This window comes from Micromonospora sicca, from assembly GCF_003172935.1.
GTDB lineage: Bacteria > Actinomycetota > Actinomycetes > Mycobacteriales > Micromonosporaceae > Micromonospora > Micromonospora sicca.
Genome location: NZ_QGKS01000149.1, coordinates 1 through 21334, shown reverse-complemented (window position 1 = coordinate 21334; position 21334 = coordinate 1). Strand labels below are relative to the sequence as shown.

Genomic DNA, 21334 nt, shown 5'->3' with positions numbered 1-21334 from the left:
CCCGGTGTGGGCGGCGGCATGGCCGGGGCCGGCGGTCGCAGCGCGGGTCGGGGCGGCGCGGCCGGTGCGGCCGGTGGTGCGCGGGGCGCCGGCGCCCGGGGCGGCGTGGCCGGCATGGGCCACGGTGGCGGCGCCGGGTACGGCGAGGAGGACACCGCCCGCAACACCTGGCTGGAGGAGGACGAGGACATCTGGGGTGCCGACACCGGCGGCACGCCGGGGATCCTGCGCTGATCGCCGACCGGTGCCGGCCACGGAGACGTGGCCAGGCGCCGGTCGCGGGCGGTTCCGTCCAGTGTCGGCCGTCCGGTGTCGACCGCCAGGTGTGGACGGTCAGGCGTCGAGCGGCGTCGAGCGGCGTCCGGGGCGCCAGCCCCGCCGGCGGCCGAGGGTCAGGACGGGCCGGACCGCCAGCAGGACGCCCGCCAGCAGCGCGCCGACCGCGGCCGTCCAGATCGCCACGGTCCGCTGCCAGGCCAGCGGGTCGGCCGGCGGGACGGGTTCCGCCATCGCGCCGGGCGGCGGGTCCGTCCGGGTGCCGTGCAGGCTGGTCACCGCCCGGTACGGGTTCACCACCCCGTACCCGACCTCGGCGTTGTGCCCGTCGGGCGGGTTGTCGGCCGTCCGAGTGAGCCGGAAGGCGACGTCGGTGGGGGTGAGCTCCGGGTGGGCGGCGCGGACCAGCGCGGCCACCCCGGAGACGTACGCGGCGGCGAAGCTGGTGCCGCCCTGCGGCTCGGCGAGGTAGCCCGCCCCCTGTGGCGCCGGGCCGACGATGTCCAGCCCGGGTGCGGCGATGTCGACGTAGTCGCCCGCGACCGAGGTGCCGACGTGGCCGCCCTGCGCGTCGACTCCCGCCACGGCGATCACCCCGGGGTACGCGGCCGGGTACGCCGGCTGGTCCTGCTGGTTCTCCTGCCGGTTGCCGGCGGCGGCCACCACGACGACCCGCTTGCCGAGCGCGTAGGCGATCGCGTCCTTCAACTCCGGCCGGTCCAGCGTCACGAGGGAGAGGTTGACCACGTCGGCGCCCTGGTCGACCGCCCACCGGATCGCCTTGGCGATCTCGCCGGGGAGCGCCTCGTCGGTGGTGCGCTCGGTGGAGGCCAGCACCCGTACCGGCAGGATCCGCGCCTCGGGCGCGATGCCGCTGTACGGCGTGCCGGTGCCTTCCTGGCCCGCGATGATGCCCGCCACGATGGTGCCGTGGCCGGCCAGGTCGCACTGCCCCCGGAGCCGGGCCAGGCCGTTGAAGTCGTCACCCCCGAGCACCCGGCCCTTGAGCAGGGGGTGGGTGGGTGAGACGCCGGAGTCCACCACGGCCACGGTCACGCCCTCGCCCCGGGTGATCCGCCACGCCGACGAGGGGTCGAGCCGGCGCAGCGCCCACGGGGCCTCGGTCGGGCCGGGGCCGCCGGGCCGGCCGCACTTCGGCGTCGCCGCCGACGCCGGTGGCGGGGCCACCAGCAGGGTGCCGAGCAGCACCGCCGCCGCTCCACAGAGGACCGCCCGAGACCGGTGTCCGGTACGGGCGCGCAAAGTCGTTCCGTCCGGCCGCAAGCTGTCGCGCACGCGGTGAGATTACCGTCGTCGTGCCCGTCGCGCGGTGACGGGCGGGCCCGCCCGACCGCGGCCCGCCGCCGTGTCGCCGCGCGGCCGGCTCAGGAGCCGGTGGCGGGTTCGGCGGTGAAGAGGGCGAGCAGGGCGCCGACCTGCTGGTCGGCCTCGGCGGGGTGGCGGAAGTGGCCGCTCGGGTTGATCGTGTACTCGTTGCGCCGGCCCACCCGGGTGCGGCGCAGGTAGCCGCCCGCCTCCAGGTCGGCGACGATGGCCTGGGCGGCCCGTTCGGTCACCCCCACCTCGTCGGCGACGTCGCGCAGCCGGGCGGTGGGGTTTCGCGCGATGGCCAGCAGCACGTGCCCGTGGTTGGTGAGGAATGTCCAGTTCCGGCTGCTCCCGTTCTGGCCTGCTGTCGTCGCCATGTGCGTCATCGTATGGCCCTTCGTTCGCGTTTCCGGCCCTGCCCTCGCCCCGGCGAGGCGGGGCGGTCCCGGCCGTGGTGGCCGCACTCGTCCCGCGGTCAAGTCCCAGTCAACGTATGAAATCCGTATCACGTAAATCTTGACGTGCCTTCGGCTGCGTGTGACGGTTGGGGCCGAGGCCGCCTGCGCCGCCGGCCCGGCTGACCAGGTCGTTTCGCGCGAGGACGAGGTGAGGGAATTGACCCCGACCACTCCGGAGCAGGCACTCGCCGAGTTGCACGCCGGGAACCGGCGGTTCGTCACGGGCGTTCCGCGCCACCCCAACCAGGATGCCGGCCACCGGGCGGCGGTCGCCGACGGCCAGCACCCCTTCGCGGTGATCGTCGGCTGCTCCGACTCCCGCCTCGCCGCCGAGATCATCTTCGACCGCGGCCTGGGCGACCTCTTCGTGGTCCGGACCGCCGGCCACACGACGGGTCCCGAGGTGCTCGGCAGCGTCGAGTACGCCCTGACGGTGCTCGGCACCCCGCTGGTGCTGGTGCTCGGGCACGACTCCTGCGGCGCGGTGCAGGCCGCCAAGGAGGCGGTCACCACCGGCAGGACCCCCGCCGGGCACCTCGGCGCGGTGGTCGATGCCGTGGTGCCCAGCCTGCGCCGGGCGGCGGCGGAGGGCGTCGAGGACATCGACGGCATCGTCGACATCCACATCGCGCAGACCGTCGAGGCGCTGCTGGCCAGCTCCCCCGTCCTGGCCGGTGCGGTGGCCGCCGGGCGGTGCGCGGTGGTCGGCATGTCGTACCAGCTCGGCGCGGGCGAGGTGCGGACGGTGGCCACCGTTCCGGCGGGTGCGCCGACCAGGCCGCCCGCCCAGGTCGAGCACCCCACGCCCACCGCCGTCGGCTGACGCCGCGCCACCGGCACACGACGACCGAGGGGCCGTCCCGCGCGGTTCGGCGGGACGGCCCCTCGGCCGTGGTACGTCGTCGGTCAGAGCAGCGACATGTGCACGTGGTCGGTGTGGTTGGACGGCCCGCTGTAGGACTTCCAACCGGTCGCCGGGAACCAGATCTGCCGGTTCCAGATCACGTAGTAGATGCCGAGCCGGTCCGCGTTGCGGATCAGGAATGCGGCGACGTTGTTGCCGTACATCCGGGTGTCGTTGTTGTGCCAGGGGGCGAACCCGCTGTTCTGCAGCGACCAGTCGCAGGCCCGGCCCTTCGGGTGCTCCCACGGCCCGCCGGACCGGTAGCAGCCGGCGAAGCGGTTGAAGCCGGCCCGCCTCACCTCCTTGTACGCGTGCAGCGTGCGCGGCGTGATGCAGCCGGAGGTGGTGGGGTCGTTCTCGCTGCACGACTCCGGCTTCCAGTCCCCGTCGGCGGTGCGGCCGGGGCCGATCCGGGCGACCGGCGAGGTGGCCGAGACCAGGCCGCCGGTGAAGCCCTTCCCGCCGACCAGGGCGAGCGCCTTCTCCGTCTCGACTTTCTCCCGGGCCATCGCGTTCGTCAGCGTCTGCTGGGCGCGCACCTCGGCGTCGAGCGCCAGCTTGGCCTGTTCGGCGCGGTTCTTCGCCGCGTTGACCTCGGCCAGCTTCTGCGCGTTGACCATGTTCAGCTCGTCCAGGGCGGCGGCCCGCCGGACGAACGAGTCCGGGGCGTTGCTCTCCAGCAGCATGGCCACCGCGCCGATCCGGCCGGTCCGGTACGACTGTGCCGCGATCTGGGACACCTGCGGGCGCAGGGCGTCCAGCTGGTGCTGCGCCGCGCGTACCTCCAAGGCGAGCTGGAGCTGGCGCTGCCTCGACTTCGCCAGCTTGGTCTTCGCCTGCACGTAGTTGCGGTTGGCGGCCTCGATGGCGTCGGTGATGAGCTTCGGCTCGGCGTCCTCCTCGTGCCCCGAGGGGGTGGGGGGCGTCGTCGGCGCCGCGATCGCCGGCGCGGGGCCGGCGACGATGGTGAACGCGGTGAGCACGGCCACCACGGGGGTCAGCCAGCGGCGCAGGGGTGCCGTCACAGTGTTCCCTTCCGTCGACCGCCGACCGGGTTAGCTGACGGGTTCGGGGCGGAAGTGGCCCCTACCGCTGGCGCGGATTCACCCCATGTACCTGGTTCCCCGGTTCGCCGTACGGCGATTGGGCGGCGGTACCGCAGGCGCCGCTGCGCGCCTTCGGCGGTGACCGGCAGCGAGGTTACCCGAGAGTCCTCCCGAGGATCTACGTCCGGAAGCCGACTAAAAGCGGTAATTCGACGGCCAGCTCCGTGACCAGCATCGCGTTTGGCGCGGGCGGTCACGCTGCGCAGTTTCACCATGCGGTGTCCGTGCTCCTCCCCGGTCCGGTCCGGCCGCCGTGGGCGTCCCCGGTCGCGCCGCTGCGTGGTGCGCTGAGCGCCGCCAGCGCGGCGTCCGGCTCCGCGGGGGGACGGGACGCCGGCGCGGCGGGCTGCCCCGCGCCGCCCCGACCGGCGGTGGTCACCACGGCCGCCAGGCCGGTGGTGAGGGGTACGGCGGCGATCAGGCCGATCGTGGCCACCGCGCTGCGAACGATCTCCTGCGCCATGAACTCGCTGGTGAGGATCTCGCTCACCGGCCGCGAGTCGGCGACGAGCAGGAGCAGGAGCGGCAGCGAGGCGCCCGCGTACGCCAGCACGATGGTGTTGACCGTGGAGGCGATGTGGGCGCGGCCGACGCGGGTGGCCGCGCGGTAGAGCTGCAACCGGGACAGCCCCGGATTGGCGTGCGCCAGCTCGGTGACGGTGGCCGCCTGGGTGACCGTCACGTCGTCCAGCACGCCCAGCGAGCCGATGACGATGCCGGCCAGCAGCAGCCCGTGCAGGTCGACGTCCCGCTGGAACATCGACAGCGTGGTGGCGTCCTCGCTGCCGAATCCGGTCAGGTGGGTGGCGGCGGTGGCGAGCGTGCCGAGGACACCGGTCAGCACCAGGCTGCCGAGGGTGCCGAGAACCGCCACCGAGGTCTGCGCGGTGATCCCGTGGGTCAGGTACAGCACCACGAACATGATCAGCGCCGAGCCGACGATCGCCACCAGCAGCGGTGGCTGGCCGGCGCCGATCCCCGGCAGCACGAAGCCGAGCAGGATGGCGAAGCTCGCGACCAGGCCGCCGAGCGCGGCCAGCCCCCGCCAGCGGCCGAACGCGACGATGGCGACGGCGAACAGTGCCGCCAGCCACACCAGCGGCTTGCCCCGCTGGTGCTCGGCGATGTTGTAGCTCTTCGTCGCGGGGTCGGCCGGGTCCACCAGTTCCACCAGGACGATCCGGTCGCCGACCTCGACGGTGGGCGCGCCGGGGCCGACGGGAATCGGGGTCTCCACCTGGCGGCCGGCGTCCGGGCCCTGCTCGACCGCCACGCGGACGGTGCCGCAGGGCCCGGCGGAGCCACCCGGGGTGCCCTCCGGCACCTCCGCCGCCGGCGGGCACGGCTCGGTGACCACCCGGGTCACCGTGCCGTGGTAGCGCGGCACGTCGGCCGCGCGCTCCGGGGCCGGGGTGTCCCGGGGCCAGAGCACCAGGGCGGCGAGCACGCTGAGGACGAACAGCGGGACCACCGTGGCGACGAGGATCCGTCGTACGCCCGGCGGGGCGGCCGGAGCTGGACCGGTGTGGTCGGCGCCCATGGTGAGTCTCCCAACGGTTCTCAGGCGAGGTACGTGTCACCGGGCCGGTCGGTTCACCGGGCCGGGACAGGCGTCCGCCGGTGCGGCGGTCGCCGGGGCCGTCGCAGGGAATGCTAGTCAGGCCGACCGGCGGTCCCGCCGGGCGGCGCTCCGCGGCGCGGAGCGGGCCATTCCTCCCGACCGGTACGACCCGGCAGGTTAGCGTGGTCTCCGTGCGTACGGAGGCGGTGGTGACGCCCGGACGGTGGGTCCGGCTCCTGCTGCTGCTCAGCACGCTGGTCGGGCTCGCCGCCATGCACACCCTCGGCCACGGCGCGCACGCCTCCGGTGGGCACCGGGCGGGTCACGAGACGCAGCGCGCCGGGCACCACCTCGATCTTTCGGCGGTCCTCGCCGAGGCGGTCGCGACCGTCGCCGCGGCGGTGGCCGACTGCCCGGGTGACGGCTGCCACGCCCGCGCGCTCCCGCTGACCGGTCCCAAGGACGACCGGTCGGGGTGGAGCGTCTGCCTGGCGGTGCTCGGCGCGTTCGCCGTGGCGCTGCTGGTCGCCGTGCTGCTGCGGGCCGGTTCGCGGCCCGTCGGACGGGCCGCCCGCGGATCGCCGCGACCCGCCTGCGGACCGCGGGCCCCGCCGCCCCGGCCCTTCGCACTGCGTCTGGTGACGGCGTCGGTGCTGCGCAGATAGGACGCCCGACGCGGGTGGCCGTCCGGTGACCCGCGTCCCGTGTCCGCTGCGTACGTTCCGACACCGAAAGGTCTTTCCTGTGTTCACTCGTACCATCGCGCGTCGTGCCGCCCTGGCCGGCGCGACCGCTCTCGCCGCGCTCGCCCTGGCGGCCTGCGGCGACGCCGACCACTCGACGTCCGGCTCCGGCCACAACATGCCGGGCATGGGCGGCGCCGGCACGCCCACCGTGGGCGCCTCGGCATCGTTCGCCGAGGCCGACGTGATGTTCGCCCGGATGATGATCCCGCATCACCAGCAGGCCGTGGAGATGGCCGAGCTGGCCGACAGCCGGGCCGCCGACCCGGAGGTGAAGAAGCTGGCGGGGCAGATCAAGGCTGCCCAGGCGCCGGAGATCGCCACCATGAACGGCTGGCTCACTGCCTGGGGCGCGCCGGCGCCGTCGGCGAGCGCGGGTCACGGCACGCCGGGGATGACTCACGGCATGCCCGGCATGATGTCCGACGCCGACCTGGCGAAGCTCGAGGCGGCGTCCGGGGTCGACTTCGACCGGCAGTTCCTGACCATGATGATCGCCCACCACGAGGGCGCCATCACCATGGCGCAGGAGGAGATCGCGAGCGGCGCCAAGCCGGACGCCCGGGCGCTCGCTGAGCGGATCGTCACCGCCCAGCGGGGCGAGATCGACCTCATGAACAAGATCCTCGACCGGCTCTGAGTCCCACCTGCCGGGTGTCCGGTCCGCCCCTGCGGCCCGGGCGCCCGGCGTGGCCGGCCGGAGCGCGCTCGTCAGGGGTGGGCCGGGCGGTTCACGTCAGGCCGGCGCGACGACGGCGGTACTCCTCCTCGTCGATCTCGCCGCGGGCGTACCGCTCGTCGAGGATGCGCCGGGCCGGGGAGGGCGCGGTCCCGCCCAGTTGACCGCCGATCAGCCGCGCTTCATCAGCCGGCCGACGGCGGCCATCATCTCGCCGGCCATCTCGTCGGCCCGTCCCTCGGCGGCGCCCTCGTGCATGCAGTGTCGGGCGTGTCCGTCGAGCAGGCCGAGCGCCACCTTGTCGAGGGCGGCCTGGATGGCGGAGATCTGGGTGAGCACGTCGATGCAGTACCGGTCGTCGTCGACCATCTTCTCGATGCCGCGGACCTGGCCCTCGATGCGGCGGAGCCGCGCGAGCAGTTGGTCCTTGCTGGCGGTGTAGCCCCGGGTCGGGGTCGTCGGTGCGGTCATGACGTCCAGGATAGCGTACCCCTCGGGGGTATGGTACGGTCCTGATCAGGTCCGGATACCCCAAGGGGGTACCGGTAACGTGAGATAGCATGGGAACGGCGGAAGGGGAGTTGCGATGGTCACCACCACCTACCAGGTCCAGGGCATGACCTGCGGGCACTGCGTCAGCTCGGTCAGCGCCGAGGTCGGCGCGATCCCGGGCGTCAGCGACGTCCAGGTCGACCTGGCCTCCGGCCAGGTCACCGTCACCAGCGAGAGCCCGTTGGACCCGGACACCGTCCGCGCCGCCGTGGACGAGGCCGGCTACGACCTCGTCGGGGCGTGACGGGTCCGCGGACCCGAAGGAACCGAGGTATCACGATGAACACGGCGACGAAACTGAGCGGCTTCGCCCTCGGCCTCGCGGCGGTGTTCGGCGCGACGTACGGGGTCGGCCAGCTGGCCGCCCCCGGCGCCCCCGCCGCCGCCACCCGCCACGACGCCACCGACGCCGGTCACACCGACGGTGACCACGCGACCGGCACCGCCACCACCAGCCACCTGCCCGGCGGACTGCTCGTCTCCGACCGCGGCTACACCATGCGGCCGGTGACCGCACCGGCCGGCGTGTTCGCCTTCCGGATCACCGGCCCGGACGGCGCGCCGGTCACCCGCTACGACGTGGCGCACGACAAGCGGATGCACCTGATCGTGGCCCGCCGCGACCTCTCCGGCTTCCGGCACGTCCACCCGGAGTTGGCCGCCGACGGCACCTGGCGGGTCGCCTCGCCGCTCGCCGGCCCCGGGGTCTGGCGGGCGTTCGCCGACTTCACGCCGACCGGCGGGCAGGCGCTGACCCTCGGCGTCGACGTCACCGTCCCCGGCGCGCTGGAGCCCCGGCCGCTGCCGGCCCCCGCCACCAGCACCACCGTCGACGGCTACACGGTCACCCTCGCCGGCGCCCCGCAGCCCGGCCGCACCGCCGAGCTGACCCTGACCGTCAGCCGGGACGGGAAGCCGGTCACCGACCTGCAGCCCTACCTCGGGGCGTACGGGCACCTGGTGGCGCTGCGGCAGGGCGACCTGGCGTACCTGCACGTCCACCCGGACGGCGCCCCCGGTGACGGGCGCACCCCGGCCGGGCCGGAGATCCGATTCGCGGCCGAGATCCCCTCGGCCGGCAGCTACCGCCTCTACCTGGACTTCCGGCACGGCGACGCGGTGCACACCGCCGAGTTCACCGTCGTGGCCGGCGAACCCGGCGCACCGGCGACCAGCGCGCCGGCCGCCACCACCGCACCAACCGCGGACGCCGGGCACGGCGCCCCCGGTCACGGGCACAATTGACAGGAGGTGCCGCGATGACATCGACCGCCAAGTCCCTGCCGGTCGCCCCGAACCTGATCGAACTCGCGATCGGCGGCATGACCTGCGCGTCCTGCGCCGCCCGGATCGAGAAGAAGCTCAACCGGATGGACGGCGTCGAGGCCACCGTCAACTACGCCACCGAGAAGGCCACCGTCCGGTACGCCGACGAGGTCAGCCCGGCCGACCTGATCGCCACCGTGGAGAAGACCGGCTACACCGCCGTCGTACCGCCGCCGCCGCGGCCCGCCGGGTCGGCGGCCGCCGCCGAGCCGGTGGACGAGCTGCGCGGGCTGCGTACCCGACTGTGGGTGTCGGTTGCCCTGGCCGTGCCGGTGGTCCTGCTGGCCATGGTGCCGGCCTGGCAGTTCGACTACTGGCAGTGGCTGTCGCTGACCCTGGCCGCCCCGGTCGTGGTGTACGGCGGACTGCCGTTCCACCGGGCCGCCTGGATCAACCTGCGGCACGGCGCGGCGACCATGGACACCCTGGTGTCGCTGGGCACCCTGGCCGCGTTCGGCTGGTCGCTCTGGGCGCTCTTCCTCGGCGACGCCGGCATGCCCGGGATGACCCACCCGTTCCGCCTCGACATCACCCGCACCGACGGCGCCGGCAACATCTACCTGGAGGCGGCGGCCGGAGTCACCGTCTTCATCCTCGCCGGCCGCTACTTCGAGGCCCGCTCCAAGCGGACCGCCGGCGCCGCCCTGCGCGCCCTGCTGGAGCTGGGCGCCAAGGACGTGGCGGTGCTCCGTGGCGGCCAGGAGGTCCGCGTCCCGGTCGACCAGCTCGCGGTCGGGGACCGGTTCGTGGTCCGGCCCGGCGAGAAGGTCGCCACCGACGGCGTCGTCGAGGAGGGCGCCTCCGCGGTCGACGCCAGCATGCTCACCGGCGAGTCGGTGCCGGTCGAGGTGCGGCCGGGTGACACCGTGGTCGGCGCGACCGTCAACGCGGGCGGCCGGCTGCTCGTCCGGGCCACCCGGATCGGCGGGGACACCCAGCTCGCCCAGATGGCGAAGCTGGTCGAGGCGGCGCAGACCGGCAAGGCGGCCGTGCAGCGGCTCGCCGACCGGATCTCCGGGGTCTTCGTGCCCATCGTGATCGCCCTGGCCGTGGGCACGCTGGGCTGGTGGCTCGGCACCGGCGCCGGGACGACGGCCGCCTTCACCGCGGCGGTGGCCGTGCTGATCATCGCCTGCCCGTGCGCCCTCGGCCTGGCCACGCCGACCGCGCTGCTGGTCGGCACCGGGCGGGGCGCCCAGCTCGGCATCCTGATCAAGGGCCCGGAGGTGCTGGAGTCCACCCGGCAGGTGGACACCGTGGTGCTGGACAAGACCGGCACCGTCACCACCGGGAAGATGACCCTGGTCGACGTGCTCCCCGCCGCCGGTCAGGACGCCGCCGAGCTGCTCCGGCTGGCCGGGGCGCTGGAGGCCGCCAGCGAGCACCCGATCGCCCGGGCCGTCGCCGCCGGCGCGGCCGAGGCGGGAGCGCTGCCCACCGTGACCGGGTTCGGCAACGTCGAGGGGCTCGGCGTGACCGGGTCGGTCGACGGCCGCGAGGTGCTGGTCGGGCGGCTCCGGCTGCTGCGGGAGCGGGGTATGCACGTACGGGAGGAGGTCGTGCGGACGGTGACCGACGCGGAGGCCGCCGGACGGACGGCGGTCCTGGCCGGCTGGGACGGTCGGGCCCGCGGGGTCCTCGCGGTGGCCGACGTGGTCAAGCCGACCAGTCGGGCGGCGGTCGCCCAGCTGCGCGGGCTCGGACTCACCCCGGTGCTGCTGACCGGCGACAACGCCACGGTCGCGAAGGCGGTGGCCGCCGAGGTGGGCGTCGACGAGGTGATCGCCGAGGTGCTGCCGGCCGACAAGGTGGACGTGGTGCGGCGGCTCCAGGCCGAGGGGCGGACGGTGGCGATGGTCGGTGACGGGGTCAACGACGCCGCCGCGCTCGCCCAGGCCGACCTGGGGCTGGCCATGGGGACCGGCACCGACGTGGCGATCGAGGCGTCCGACCTGACCCTGGTCCGCGGTGACCTGACGGCCGCCGTGGACGCGATCCGGCTCTCCCGGCGGACCCTCGGCATCATCAAGGGCAACCTGTTCTGGGCCTTCGCCTACAACGTGGCCGCCCTGCCGCTCGCCGCCGCCGGCCTGCTCAACCCGATGATCGCCGGGGCCGCGATGGCCTTCTCGTCGGTCTTCGTGGTGGCCAACAGCCTGCGGCTGCGTCGCTTCCGCCCGGTCGGCTGACGTGGGCTCCCGGGCTCACCGTCGGCGAGCGCCCGTTGGTGACGGAGGGGGTTCCAATAGTTGAGTTGACGGTATGCGATGGTGTGCAGCGGTGAATTTGAAGGAGTGGGCGAGGTGGGAAGGGGTCCATCCGGTAACGGCGTATCGCTGGTTTCGGGAGGGCAAGTTGCCTGTGCCCGCTCGCCGGGTCGGCGGTCTGATCCTGGTGGAGCCGCCTGCCGGCCCGGCCCCGGCCGAGACCGTGGTGGTATTTGCCGGGGTGTCGTCGGCGGACCAGCGCGTTGACCTGGACCGGCAGGTCGCCCGGGTCACCGCGTGGGCCACTGGGCGGAACGTTGCGGTGGCGCGGGTGGTCACCGAGGTCGGCTCGGTACTCAACGGCCGCGGTGAGAAGTTCCTCGCGCTGCTGCGCGACCCGGCCGTGACCACGATCGTGGTGGAGCACCGGGACCGGTTCGCCCGGTTCGGCGCCGAGTACGTCGAGGCCGCGTTGACCGCCCAGGGCCGTCGGCTGCTCGTGGTCGACCCGGCCGGGGTGGACGACGACCTGGTCCGCGACGTGACCGAGATCCTGACCTCGCTGTGCGTCCGGCTGTATGGCCGCCGGGCGGCGGCGAATTGGGCCGAGCGAGCGGTGGCTGCCGCCACCTCGGGTGATGCCGGGTGAAGCGGTACGAGGCCCCCGCGGGCTGGACCGTGCAGGCGTACAAGTTCTGCCTGGACCCGGCCGACGAGCAGAGCCTGCGTCGGCACGCCGGGGCGGCCCGGTTCGCCTTCAACCACATGCTCGGCCGGCTCAGCGCGGTCAAGGCCCAACGCCTGGCGGAGGCGTCCTACGGGGTCGCTGAGGCGGACCTGACGCCGTGGCAGGGCTGGTCGCTGCCGGACCTGCGGCGCACCTGGAACCACCTCAAGCATCCGGTGGCGCCGTGGTGGCGGGAATGCTCCAAGGAGGCGTTCAACACCGGCCTGGACGCGCTCGCCCGGGCGCTGGCCAACTGGGCGGCGTCACGCAGCGGCAAGCGTAAGGGCCGCAAGATGGGCTGGCCCCGGTTCAAAGGCAGGGCCGCGGCCCGGTCCGTGCGGTTCACCACCGGGGCGATCCGGGTGGACGCCGACCGGCGGCACGTGGTGCTGCCCCGGCTGGGCCGGATCCGGACTCACGAGTCGGCGCGCAAGCTGGCCCGCCGGGTCGAGGCGGGCACCGCGAAGATCCTGTCCGCGACCGTCACCGAGACCGCCGGGCGCTGGTTCTGCTCGTTCCAGGTCGCGGTCAAGCGGACCATCGAACGCCCGGCGCACGCCCGGCGGCTGGGCCGGGTCATCGGGGTCGACGTCGGGATCAAGCACCTCGCGGTGCTGTCCACCGGCGAGATGGTCGACAACCCGGCCCCGTTCACCGCGGCCCTGAAGCGGTTCGGCAAGGCCCAGCGCCGGGCCAGCCGCCGGATCGGGCCGTACGACCCGGCCACGCACCGCAAGCGCACCCCGTCGAACCGGTGGAAACGCGCCCAGACGCAGGCCGCCCGGCTGCACGCCACCGTCGCCGCGGTCCGCGCCGACGCCTGGCACCAGCTCACCACCCGGCTGGCCCAGCAGTACGACACCATTGTGATGGAGGACCTGCACGTGGCCGGCTTGAAGCGCAACCGCAGGCTGGCCCGGGCGTTGTCCGACGCCGCCCCGGCCACCCTGCGGCGGCAGTTGCGGTACAAGACCGGCTGGTACGGCAGCGTCCTGCACGTCGCCGACCGGTGGTACCCCAGCTCGAAGACCTGCTCGCGATGCCAGACGGTGAAACCCAAGCTGTCGCTGTGCGAGCGCACGTTCCACTGCGATGCCTGCGGCCTGTCCCTGGACCGGGACGTCAACGCCGCCCGCAACCTTGCCGCCCTCGTGCGGCACGTCGACCTGGAGTTGCCGGGCGACGTTAAAACAGGACGTGGAGCCTGTGTAAGACCCGTAAGCCCCGCACCCGCGGGCCGGGCAGTGGGCGTCGAAGCGTCAAGGCCGCCTGCGGCCAATGCCGTCCGGCAACGGACGGCTGCCGATCATGAGCTATCTAACGCTCAGTGAAAGGTAACGGTTGAGCAACCGGACGTGGGGGTACCTCGGAGGCGTAGCGGAAACCGCCGAGTGGAGGTTCGCATGGGTATCGACGACAAGATCGACAACGCGTCCGAGAACACCGCGGGCAAGGTCAAGGAAGGCGTCGGCCGGGCCACCGACAACGAGCGCCTCGAGGCCGAGGGCCGCAACGACCAGGCCAGCGCCAACCTCAAGCAGGCCGGCGAGAAGATCAAGGACGCCTTCAAGCGCTGACGTACGCCTTCGCGCGCCGGGCCGGCCACCGCCGGCCCGGCGTGCTGCGCGCCCGGGTCGAACGTCCCGGCCGGGGGCGCGTCCTGCCGAGGTGCCGCCGGGTTGGCAGGATGGACGGTCGCCGCTCGATCTGTTCGGGGCGTGGGCGGCAGCACGACAGCGAGCCCTGGTTGACCGAGGACCGTCCGTGGGACGGCCACCGACCGTGCGGGGAGAACGATGTCCGGTAACACCGCGATCCGTACCGCCGCCCTGGTGACGCTGACCGCGCTCACCGGGGCCTGCCAGTCCACCGGGGAGGGGACCGCGGCGCCGGCCGGCACCACGGCCCCCGCGCCCAGCGCCTCCGCCGCGGCCATCGGGACCACCGCCGCGCCGTCCCCGGTGACGGCGGCGAACACCGCGGCGGTGTGCGCCAGCGTCGACAAGCTGATCATCGCCGGCAGCCGGGAGATCGCCGACGACTCCGCGGCGGCCACCCGCCAGGAGTTCACCCCGGAGCAGGTCAACGCGCAGCTCAAGGCCAACCTCACCGAGCTGGCCGACGACGTACGCGGGCAGGCCGCCCGGGCGCAGGACCCCGAGATCAAGGCGCTGATCACCGACACGGCCGACCGGATCGACGCCGGCGCCAGGTCGGCCGCGCCGGTGAAGTGGCTCACCTCGACCTTCGTCGGCATCCCGCGGCGCCTCACCGACGAGTGCCACGCCTGACCATCCGTCCAAGCTGGTCAGGCCGCCATCCGCCGGAGCCCTGACGCCGGTGCCGTCCGCGCTCGCGGCCGTGACCCCGCTGGGTCAGCGCGGTATCCGGTACCTCATCGGTCGGCGGCCAGCCGGGCGGCGCGTACCTCCAGATAACGCCGCTCCGGCAGGCTGGTGGTGCCCCGGGCGGCGGCCAGGTACGTCGCCCGCGCCGCCGTCGCCTCGCCGGCCAGCTCCAGCAGGTGGGCGCGGACGGCGGCGAGCCGGTGGTGCCCGGCCGTCCGCTCGTCGGCGTCCAGCGGCGCCAGCAGGGCGAGCCCGGCCCGCGGGCCGTCCACCATGGCCACCGCGGCGGCCTGATTGAGGGTGACCATCGGGTTCGGCGCGATCCGCGCGAGCAGCCGGTAGAGCGCGACGATCTGCCGCCAGTCGGTCTCCGCCGCGGACGGCGCCTCGGCGTGCACCGCGGCGATCGCCGCCTGCACCTGGTACGGCCCGGGCGGCGACCAGGTCAGCGCCTCGGTCACCAGGGCGACCCCCTCCGCGATCGCGGCCCGGTCCCAGCGGCTGCGATCCTGCTCGGCCAGCGGCACCAGCTCGCCCCCCGGCCCGGTCCGGGCGGCCCGGTGCGCGTCGGTGAGCAGCATCAGCGCCAGCAGCCCGGTGACCTCGCCGTCGTCGGGGAGCAGCCGGCGCAGCTCCCGGGTCAGCCGGATCGCCTCCCCGGTCAGCTCCGCCCGGTGCAGGTCGGGCCCGCTGGAGGCGGTGTACCCCTCGTTGAAGACCAGGTAGAGCACGTGCAACACGGCGCCGAGCCGCGCGTCGCGATCGGCGGCCGAGGGCAGGACGAAACGGGCTCCGGTCGCCTCGATTCGCTGCTTGGCCCGGCGGATCCGCTGGCTCATGGTCGCCTCCGGCACCAGGTACGCCCGGGCGATCTGCGCGGTGCTCAGGCCGCCGACCGCGCGCAGCGTCAACGCCACCTGCGCCGGGACGGTGAGCGCCGGATGGCAGCAGAGGAAGAGCAGCTTCAGCGTGTCGTCCCCGGCCGGCGGCTCCTCGTCGGCGGGCGGCGCGACCGCCGCGTACCCGGGCTCGCGGAGCGCCACCGCGACCTCGCGGTCCCGGCGGGCCCGCTCGCTGCGCCACTCGTCGGTGAGCCGGCGGCTCGCCACGGTGACCAGCCAGGAGCGGGGGTGCTCGGGCACGCCCTGCTCGGGCCACTGCACGGCGGCGGCGAGCAGGGCCTCCTGCACGGCGTCCTCGCAGGCGTAGAACTGGCCGTGCCGCCGGACGAGGACGGCGAGGACCTGCGGCGCCAGACTGCGCAGCAGGTCCTCGACGGTGTGGTCGGCAGCCGTCACATCTCCGTCCCGGCCTCGTCCATGACCGGCCGCACCTCCAGCACCCCGACGCCCCGCCGGACGTCCGGCCAGCTCGCGGCGATCTCGGCGGCGCGCTCCGGGCTGTCGCAGTCGACCATCAGGTAGCCGGCGAACTGCTCCTTGCTCTCCATGAACGGGCCGTCGGTGATCTCGGCGCGGCCGCCGACGGACCGGACCGTCCGGGTTTGCGACGGGTCGGCGAGCGCCTGGCCGCCGACCAGCTCACCGGACTCGGTCAGCTCCTTCATGATCTCGTCGACCTCGCCGAAGATGGCGTTCCGCTCCTGCTCGGCGAGCTCCTCGACGAAGCCGGGACGGTTCCAGATCAGCAGCATGTACTTCACGGTGCACTCCTCGGGTACGGGCCACAGGTGTGGGCGCCTCTCGGTGAGGGGTCGGAGCCGAGGCGCCGTACCCGACATCCTCACCCGAAGAATCCGGGAAGTTCGTCAGCGGCGGCCGTGGACCGACCGGCGAGGCGGCGCGCCGGCGTCGAGCGAGGCCCGGTCGGCGGCGGAGGTGCCGGAGGACCAGCCTTCCGGGTCCCGCACCTGGAGGCGGTACCTGGTGACCCCGGGGAAGAGCGTGTCGAGCCGTTCCCGGACGGCGTCCGAGCGCGCGGCGAGCACCGGCAGCAGCCGGTCGTCGCCGCGTTCCTCGGCCACCTCCCGGTTCGCCGCCTCGGTGGCCGCCCGGAGCCGTTCGCCGATCCGCAGCGCGAAGGCGTTGAGGAACGACTCGTCGTAGCCCTTGGTGCGCCGGCTGCCGCTCTTCGCCCGCCGCTCGTTTCGGCCGCGCAGCATCGCGGCGGTGGCCTGCACCAGCAGCGAGGTGTGCAGCAGTTCGACCGCCGCCAGGTCCGCCGGGAAGCCGAGCACGGTGGCGAAGCCGAGGTCGTCGGACCAGACCGACTCGCACCGGTTGGCCGCCGCCACCTCCTGCACCAGCAGCGCCTTCGCGGCCGCGTACGGGGCGTCGGTGCTCAGCCGCACGCCACCCGGCTGGTCCGGCCGTTCGGCGGTCGCGTCGAGCAGGGCGGCGTCGATGCTGTGCCGGGCCATCAGCTCCTGGGCCTTGCCGGTCAGCGCCTCCGCCTCGGCCGGGAAGGTGGTCGACTCGGCCTTGGCCAGCAGCGCGCGTACCCGGTCCAGCATCCGCGACCCGGACACCGGGGCGGACACCCGTGGGGCCGCGGCCGCCTTACCCGGCGGTGGGCGGAGCAGCGCGATCGGGGGCAGCCCCTCGACCAGGCTGAGGGCGTCGACGGCGTCGCGCAGCGCGGTGATCCGGTCGACGCCCGCCCGGGCCGCCCACCGGTTCAGCCAGTCGACCTCGGTGTCCCAGCCGGCGCCCAGCTCGGCCACCTGCTCGTCGAACCACTGCGGGACGGGCCCGGGCAGGGCGGCGCGCTGGGCCGCGACCGCCTCCCCGACCAGTCGGGCGGTGCGCGGGTCGAGCCGCCGGGCGGCGATCCGATCCAGGTCGACCGGCTGCCAGCCGCGCGGCCAGAGCCGGCCGACGCCGCGGCGCAGGCGGGCCAGGAGGGCGGCGTCCACCGCCGGGGCGTCGCCGACCACCAGCCGATCCAGGGCGCGTTCGGCCGCGCGTACGTCGGTGCCGCGCGCCGCCACGAGGGCGTCGGCGACCAGGTTGTCGGCTTCCGGCACGGGTTGACCCCTTCTCCACGGTCGTTCCGGTGCGGCCGACCTCGGGTGGCGAGGTGCACACCCGCCCGAACGGTACCGGCGGGCCGGGCGCCGCGACCCGTGAGCGACCTCACCATCGACCCTCCGCGGCGGATTCTCCCGCTACGGGTCAACCGACCGCCCCCGTCGTCCGTACTCCTCGGCGGACCCGGGGCGGCGACGGACGGAGATCGATGTGGGCGGGCGTACCAGGCGGGACATCGGCCTGCACCGCCGACGCCGGGCGTCCCGCGCCGGCCCGGTCACCCTGCTGGCGCTGGTCGTGGCGGTCGGGCTGGCCGCCGGTGGCGCGTACGCCGCGCGGCGCGGCGGCCCCGACCTGCTGGTCAGGGCTGGCGTCCGGTCCGCCGGCCCGGCCCCGGCGACGTCGACGCCCGCACCGGCCGTGCCCGCGGCGGGCCGGGCCGCCGGGCCGCCCGAGCCGACCCTCAGCTACCCGGCCCGGGGCACGGGGAACTTCCGCACCGCCACCGCCCGTGGCGCCGTGGCGGGCCGCAGCGGCCCGCTGCTCCGCTACCGGGTCGCGGTCGAGGAGGGCATCGACGAGGTGGACGTGGAGCGCTTCGGCCGGGAGGTCGCGGTGATCCTCGCCGATCCGCGGGGCTGGACCGGCGGCGGCGAGTGGCGGCTCCAGCGGGTCGGCCCGGACGAGCCGGACGACTTCACCGTGCTGCTGGCCACCCCGGTGACCCGGGGGGAACTCTGTGCGGACCCGTCCGACCACTACACCTCCTGCCGCAACGGGGACCGGGTGGTGATCAACGTCGCCCGGTGGGCCCGCGGCGTGCCGCAGTTCGACGATCTGGGCAGCTATCGGCCGTACCTGCTCAACCACGAGGTCGGTCACCGCCTGGGCCGGGGCCACGAGCTGTGTCCCCGGGCCGGCGGGCCGGCGCCGGTGATGGAGCAGCAGACCCTCGGCCTGCACGGCTGCCTGCCGAACGCCTGGCCCCGGGTGGACGGCGCCCTGCACACCGGTCCGTCCGGCCAGTACGACGACCCGATCCCGGCGGAGGACTGACCCATCCCGCACTGCACATGACGCCCGGCGGGTGGTGAGATGGACCGCGGACACGTGGCGCGGGGCAGGGGCGTGGGGCCCCGGGAGAGGGGACGGCGGATGAGTCGGGTCGTGGTCACCGGAGGCAGCGGGAAGCTCGGCCGCGCGGTCGTGGACGAGCTGCTCGCCCACTCGTACGACGTGGTGAACCTGGACCTGGTCGCGCCTGCCGAGCCGCGCTGCCCGTTCACCCGGATCGACCTGACCGACCAGGGTCAGGTGCTGGAGGCGTTCACCGGCATCGACGAGCGCTACTCGGGGGTGGACGCGGTGGTGCACCTGGCCGCCATCCCGGGGCCGGGCGTGGCCGGGAACGCGGTGACCTTCCGCAACAACATCACCGCCAGCTACCACGTCTTCTCCGCCGCCCGGGCGGTCGGCATCACCAACGTGGTCTGGGCGTCCAGCGAGACGCTGCTCGGCCTGCCGTTCGGGACCCCGCCGCCGTACCTGCCGGTGGACGAGGAGTACCCGGCCCGGCCGGAGACGTCGTACGCGCTGGCGAAGCATCTCGAGGAGCAGATGGTCGCCCAGTTCTGCCGCTGGGAGCCCCGGCTCAAGGCGATCGGGCTGCGCTTCTCCAACGTGATGGAGCCGGCCGACTACGCCGCCTTTCCCGGGTACGACGCCGATCCGTCGCTGCGCTCGTGGAACCTGTGGGGCTACATCGACGCCCGGGACGGGGCGCAGGCGGTCCGCCGGGCGCTGGAGCACGACGCGACCGGCATGGACGTCTTCATCATCGCCAACGCCGACACCGTGATGAGCCGCCCCACCGCCGAGCTGGCCGCGGAGGTCTTCCCCGGGGTTCCGGTGCGCCGGGAGCTGACCGGTAACGAGACGCTGCTCTCCATCGACAAGGCCCGCCGGGTGCTCGGCTACGAGCCGAAGCACGGCTGGCGCTGAGGAGGCCCACCGCATGCGGTACGTGAAATTCGGGTCCACCGGTCTGGAGGTGTCCCGGCTCTGCCTGGGCTGCATGAGCTACGGCGACCCGGCGCGTGGCGCCCACCCGTGGTCGCTGCCGGAGGACCAGAGCCGGCCGTTCATCCGGCAGGCGGTGGAGCTGGGGGTCAACTTCTTCGACACCGCCAACGTCTACTCCGACGGCACCAGCGAGGAGATCGTCGGCCGGGCGCTGAAGGACTTCGCCCGCCGCGACGAGGTGGTCATCGCGACCAAGGTGCACGGCCGGATGGGTCCGGGGCCGAACCGGGGCGGGTTGTCCCGCAAGCACATCATGAGCGAGATCGACGCCAGCCTGCGCCGGCTCGGCACCGACTACGTGGACCTCTACCAGATTCACCGGCTGGACCCGGGTACGTCCATCGAGGAGACCCTGGAGGCGCTGCACGACCTGGTCCGCGCCGGCAAGGTCCGCTACCTCGGCGCCTCCTCGATGTACGCCTGGCAGTTCGCCAAGGCGCTCTGGGCCGCGGAACGGCACGGCTGGACCCGGTTCGTCTCCATGCAGAACCACTACAACCTGCTCTACCGCGAGGAGGAGCGGGAGATGCTGCCGCTCTGCGCGGACCAGGGGATCGCGGTGATCCCGTGGAGCCCGCTGGCCCGGGGCCGGCTGACCCGGGACTGGGGGGAGCGGACCGCGCGGGCGGAGACCGACGAGTTCGGCCGGGGGCTCTACGCGCGGACCGAGGAGCCGGACCGGGCGGTGGTCGAGGCGGTCGCCCGGGTGGCGGCGGCGCGGGGCGTACCCCGGGCGCAGGTGGCGCTGGCCTGGGTGGCGCGCAATCCGACGGTGACCGCGCCGATCGTCGGCGCGACCAAGCCGCACCATCTGACCGACGCGGTGGCCGGGCTGGAGCTGGAGCTGACCGACGAGGAGGTGGCGGCGCTGGAGGGGCCGTACGTCCCGCACCCGGTGGCTGGCTTCTAGCCGGCGGTTGCCACCGTTGCCGTCGTGGCAGTCCGTACCTCGGCCCGGCAAGGGCCGACAGCGCGGCGGGTCAGCGGGGGAAGGACGCCCAGATGTTCTTGGTGTCCTCCGTCGCGTACCAGCCGACGGCCAGGGAGACCGACTGCGACAGCAGCAGCCCGCGGCCGCCCGAGTCGAGCGGATGGGTGTCGGCCAGCTCGGGCACCGTCGTCAGGTCGTGGTCGGCGACGTCGAGCATGAAGCAGTCATCGGTGGCCAGCAGCGTGACGATGGTCGGCGGGATACCGTGTCGCAGCGCGTTGCTCGCCAGCTCGGTGGCGACCAGCACGACCAGGCCGGGCACCTCGTCGAGTTCCTCCCCCTGGGCCAGGCCGTAGCGGGTCAACGCCGCGCGCAGCGACGCCCGCAGCTTGCGCAGTTCCGCGGGGGTGCCGAGGTTCCACTTCTCGAGTTCGATGGCCCGGGGCGGCGGCGACGGCAAGGCCCGCCGGTCCTGGGCGCGAGGTACGGGCGCAGGTCGGTCAGGTCTGCCGGACCGGCCAGCCAACGGGCCTGCGGGGTGTCCGCGATCGGGTCCAGCCACCCGGCACCGTGGTCGTTCCGCCAATGCTTCGCCGGGCTGTCCGCGTCCACGAGCAGGGTCGCCCCCCGGAACGGGTGCCGCAGTGCGGCGTACGCCTCTCCGCCCCCGCAACCGCCGGTCGCGGCGGCGAGCACGACGGCCAGGATGGCGGGGAGTAAGCCTTGACGCACCCGACCACCGTAGGTCGAGCCTTGGTCTGCCGGAGGAAGAGGCTCTGGTCGGCCGCTCGTGGCATGATGTCCGGCGTGTCCGCCCCCCATGACTCGCGCGGCGCCGACGTGGCCCCGCCCACGAGCGTGTTGCCGTTGGTCCGCCCGGCCGGCAGTCGCCACCGGTCCCCGGACGACGCAAGCCGGCTGATGTGGCTGGCGGTGGGGGGAGCGGCCGTCGTGCTGGTGGTCGCCACGCTCATGCTGGCCTTCGGCGGTGATGAGGACGCTGGCCCCACCACCGGTCCCACCATGGCGATCGACACGTCCGCGCCTGTCGATCCCACCGAACCCGTGATCGACGAGGTTTCGCCCACCCCCGTCAGTTCCCCTTCCCCTTCCCC

At 74.3% G+C, this 21334-nt stretch carries 23 protein-coding genes, 2 pseudogenes and 1 riboswitch; of the genes and pseudogenes, 15 read left to right on the top strand and 10 right to left on the bottom strand.

Translation table 11 applies throughout. The features are described 5' to 3' along the window. Positions 1 to 234, top strand: a pseudogene (locus tag DKT69_RS38185) (hypothetical protein); the annotation flags it as partial. Positions 235 to 333: 99 nt separating this feature from the next. On the opposite strand, the gene mycP reads toward DKT69_RS38185, so the two are convergent. Together mycP and DKT69_RS07290 are read right to left on the bottom strand one after the other, a co-directional pair. After that, positions 334 to 1572 carry a type VII secretion-associated serine protease mycosin gene (mycP, locus tag DKT69_RS07295; protein ID WP_236647382.1) on the bottom strand — a complete coding sequence of 413 codons (1239 nt, stop codon included), beginning with the start codon at positions 1570 to 1572 and terminating at the stop codon, positions 334 to 336. An 89-nt stretch (positions 1573 to 1661) separates the two neighbouring features. Continuing rightward, positions 1662 to 1991: a helix-turn-helix transcriptional regulator gene (locus tag DKT69_RS07290; RefSeq protein WP_109800810.1), complete on the bottom strand. Its 330-nt coding sequence runs from the start codon at positions 1989 to 1991 to the stop codon at positions 1662 to 1664. Positions 1992 to 2220: 229 nt separating this feature from the next. Between DKT69_RS07290 and DKT69_RS07285 the strand changes: the two genes are divergently transcribed. Then, positions 2221 to 2886: a carbonic anhydrase gene (locus tag DKT69_RS07285; RefSeq protein ID WP_109800809.1), complete on the top strand. Its 666-nt coding sequence runs from the start codon at positions 2221 to 2223 to the stop codon at positions 2884 to 2886. Positions 2887 to 2969: 83 nt separating this feature from the next. Here DKT69_RS07285 and DKT69_RS07280 read toward each other — a convergent pair whose 3' ends face one another. Both DKT69_RS07280 and DKT69_RS07275 read right to left on the bottom strand, forming a co-directional pair. Continuing rightward, positions 2970 to 3992 carry a coiled-coil domain-containing protein gene (locus DKT69_RS07280; RefSeq protein WP_109800808.1) on the bottom strand — a complete coding sequence of 341 codons (1023 nt, stop codon included), beginning with the start codon at positions 3990 to 3992 and terminating at the stop codon, positions 2970 to 2972. A gap of 4 nt (positions 3993 to 3996) precedes the next feature. Beyond that, positions 3997 to 4127: riboswitch (cyclic di-AMP (ydaO/yuaA leader) on the bottom strand. A gap of 154 nt (positions 4128 to 4281) precedes the next feature. Continuing rightward, positions 4282 to 5613, bottom strand: coding sequence for a YibE/F family protein (locus tag DKT69_RS07275; RefSeq protein WP_109800807.1), 1332 nt, complete (start codon positions 5611 to 5613; stop codon positions 4282 to 4284). 212 nt (positions 5614 to 5825) lie between these two features. On the opposite strand from DKT69_RS07275, the gene DKT69_RS07270 reads away from it, so the two are divergent. Both DKT69_RS07270 and DKT69_RS07265 read left to right on the top strand, forming a co-directional pair. Further along, complete coding sequence (locus tag DKT69_RS07270) at positions 5826 to 6299, top strand: DUF6153 family protein (protein WP_146230998.1); 474 nt, start codon at positions 5826 to 5828, stop codon at positions 6297 to 6299. A gap of 79 nt (positions 6300 to 6378) precedes the next feature. Further along, entirely contained in the window at positions 6379 to 7017 is a 639-nt protein-coding gene (locus tag DKT69_RS07265; protein ID WP_109800805.1) for a DUF305 domain-containing protein, read from the top strand. Positions 7018 to 7108: 91 nt separating this feature from the next. Here the strand turns inward: DKT69_RS07265 and DKT69_RS39580 are convergent, their stop codons facing one another. Together DKT69_RS39580 and DKT69_RS07255 are read right to left on the bottom strand one after the other, a co-directional pair. Further along, entirely contained in the window at positions 7109 to 7183 is a 75-nt protein-coding gene (locus DKT69_RS39580) for an SHOCT domain-containing protein (protein WP_236647384.1), read from the bottom strand. Between the two features lie 44 nt (positions 7184 to 7227). Continuing rightward, positions 7228 to 7527, bottom strand: coding sequence for a metal-sensitive transcriptional regulator (locus DKT69_RS07255; RefSeq protein WP_109800804.1), 300 nt, complete (start codon positions 7525 to 7527; stop codon positions 7228 to 7230). Between the two features lie 115 nt (positions 7528 to 7642). Between DKT69_RS07255 and DKT69_RS07250 the strand changes: the two genes are divergently transcribed. The 7 genes from DKT69_RS07250 to DKT69_RS07220 all read left to right on the top strand — a co-directional run bounded on the left by DKT69_RS07250 (position 7643) and on the right by DKT69_RS07220 (position 14159). Beyond that, the gene (locus DKT69_RS07250; RefSeq protein WP_109800803.1) at positions 7643 to 7852 is read left to right on the top strand and encodes a heavy-metal-associated domain-containing protein; all 210 of its coding nucleotides are present in this window, start codon (positions 7643 to 7645) and stop codon (positions 7850 to 7852) included. Positions 7853 to 7887: 35 nt separating this feature from the next. Further along, positions 7888 to 8853, top strand: a complete 966-nt coding sequence (locus DKT69_RS07245) for a DUF8832 domain-containing protein (protein WP_109800802.1) — start codon at positions 7888 to 7890, stop codon at positions 8851 to 8853. Between the two features lie 14 nt (positions 8854 to 8867). After that, positions 8868 to 11123, top strand: coding sequence for a heavy metal translocating P-type ATPase (locus DKT69_RS07240; protein ID WP_109800801.1), 2256 nt, complete (start codon positions 8868 to 8870; stop codon positions 11121 to 11123). Between the two features lie 91 nt (positions 11124 to 11214). Beyond that, entirely contained in the window at positions 11215 to 11790 is a 576-nt protein-coding gene (locus DKT69_RS07235; protein WP_109800800.1) for an IS607 family transposase, read from the top strand. Beyond that, positions 11787 to 13199, top strand: a complete 1413-nt coding sequence (tnpB, locus tag DKT69_RS07230) for an IS607 family element RNA-guided endonuclease TnpB (RefSeq protein WP_109800799.1) — start codon at positions 11787 to 11789, stop codon at positions 13197 to 13199. Before DKT69_RS07235 ends, tnpB begins: the two co-directional genes overlap by 4 nt. Positions 13200 to 13271: 72 nt before the next feature. Then, complete coding sequence (locus tag DKT69_RS07225) at positions 13272 to 13445, top strand: CsbD family protein (RefSeq protein WP_109800798.1); 174 nt, start codon at positions 13272 to 13274, stop codon at positions 13443 to 13445. A 219-nt stretch (positions 13446 to 13664) separates the two neighbouring features. Then, entirely contained in the window at positions 13665 to 14159 is a 495-nt protein-coding gene (locus DKT69_RS07220) for a hypothetical protein (protein WP_109800797.1), read from the top strand. Between the two features lie 104 nt (positions 14160 to 14263). On the opposite strand, the gene DKT69_RS07215 is transcribed toward DKT69_RS07220, so the two are convergent. From DKT69_RS07215 to DKT69_RS07205, 3 genes are all read right to left on the bottom strand, one after another. After that, entirely contained in the window at positions 14264 to 15514 is a 1251-nt protein-coding gene (locus DKT69_RS07215; RefSeq protein ID WP_109800796.1) for an RNA polymerase sigma factor, read from the bottom strand. Then, positions 15511 to 15870: a YciI family protein gene (locus tag DKT69_RS07210; RefSeq protein WP_236647383.1), complete on the bottom strand. Its 360-nt coding sequence runs from the start codon at positions 15868 to 15870 to the stop codon at positions 15511 to 15513. The genes DKT69_RS07215 and DKT69_RS07210 overlap by 4 nt, the downstream gene beginning before the upstream one ends. 114 nt (positions 15871 to 15984) lie before the next feature. Next, a complete protein-coding gene (locus DKT69_RS07205) occupies positions 15985 to 17202 on the bottom strand; it encodes a DUF2786 domain-containing protein (RefSeq protein WP_109800794.1) in 1218 nt (405 codons plus the stop codon). Positions 17203 to 17416: 214 nt separating this feature from the next. Between DKT69_RS07205 and DKT69_RS07200 the strand changes: the two genes are divergently transcribed. From DKT69_RS07200 to DKT69_RS07190, 3 genes are all read left to right on the top strand, one after another. Beyond that, entirely contained in the window at positions 17417 to 18262 is an 846-nt protein-coding gene (locus DKT69_RS07200) for a DUF3152 domain-containing protein (RefSeq protein ID WP_236647381.1), read from the top strand. A gap of 99 nt (positions 18263 to 18361) precedes the next feature. Further along, the gene (locus DKT69_RS07195) at positions 18362 to 19207 is read left to right on the top strand and encodes an NAD-dependent epimerase/dehydratase family protein (protein WP_109800793.1); all 846 of its coding nucleotides are present in this window, start codon (positions 18362 to 18364) and stop codon (positions 19205 to 19207) included. 13 nt (positions 19208 to 19220) lie between these two features. Further along, positions 19221 to 20198 (top strand): aldo/keto reductase, encoded by a 978-nt coding sequence (locus DKT69_RS07190; RefSeq protein ID WP_109800792.1) that lies wholly within the window; start codon positions 19221 to 19223, stop codon positions 20196 to 20198. Between the two features lie 70 nt (positions 20199 to 20268). Here the strand turns inward: DKT69_RS07190 and DKT69_RS07185 are convergent, their stop codons facing one another. Next, complete coding sequence (locus DKT69_RS07185) at positions 20269 to 20679, bottom strand: ATP-binding protein (RefSeq protein WP_109800791.1); 411 nt, start codon at positions 20677 to 20679, stop codon at positions 20269 to 20271. Between the two features lie 347 nt (positions 20680 to 21026). Here DKT69_RS07185 and DKT69_RS07180 point away from each other — a divergent pair. Next, positions 21027 to 21334 (top strand): annotated as a pseudogene (locus DKT69_RS07180) (hypothetical protein); the annotation flags it as partial.

What these genes read in the sequence shown, in the direction of transcription:
- DKT69_RS07290 (WP_109800810.1), bottom strand. Translation starts at nt 1,991, where the DNA reads ATGACGCACATGGCGACGACAGCAGGCCAGAACGGGAGCAGCCGGAAC.
- DKT69_RS07275 (WP_109800807.1), bottom strand. Translation starts at nt 5,613, where the DNA reads ATGGGCGCCGACCACACCGGTCCAGCTCCGGCCGCCCCGCCGGGCGTA.
- DKT69_RS07255 (WP_109800804.1), bottom strand. Translation starts at nt 7,527, where the DNA reads ATGACCGCACCGACGACCCCGACCCGGGGCTACACCGCCAGCAAGGAC.
- DKT69_RS07250 (WP_109800803.1), top strand. Translation starts at nt 7,643, where the DNA reads ATGGTCACCACCACCTACCAGGTCCAGGGCATGACCTGCGGGCACTGC.
- DKT69_RS07245 (WP_109800802.1), top strand. Translation starts at nt 7,888, where the DNA reads ATGAACACGGCGACGAAACTGAGCGGCTTCGCCCTCGGCCTCGCGGCG.
- DKT69_RS07240 (WP_109800801.1), top strand. Translation starts at nt 8,868, where the DNA reads ATGACATCGACCGCCAAGTCCCTGCCGGTCGCCCCGAACCTGATCGAA.
- DKT69_RS07225 (WP_109800798.1), top strand. Translation starts at nt 13,272, where the DNA reads ATGGGTATCGACGACAAGATCGACAACGCGTCCGAGAACACCGCGGGC.
- DKT69_RS07220 (WP_109800797.1), top strand. Translation starts at nt 13,665, where the DNA reads ATGTCCGGTAACACCGCGATCCGTACCGCCGCCCTGGTGACGCTGACC.
- DKT69_RS07210 (WP_236647383.1), bottom strand. Translation starts at nt 15,870, where the DNA reads ATGCTGCTGATCTGGAACCGTCCCGGCTTCGTCGAGGAGCTCGCCGAG.
- DKT69_RS07195 (WP_109800793.1), top strand. Translation starts at nt 18,362, where the DNA reads ATGAGTCGGGTCGTGGTCACCGGAGGCAGCGGGAAGCTCGGCCGCGCG.
- DKT69_RS07190 (WP_109800792.1), top strand. Translation starts at nt 19,221, where the DNA reads ATGCGGTACGTGAAATTCGGGTCCACCGGTCTGGAGGTGTCCCGGCTC.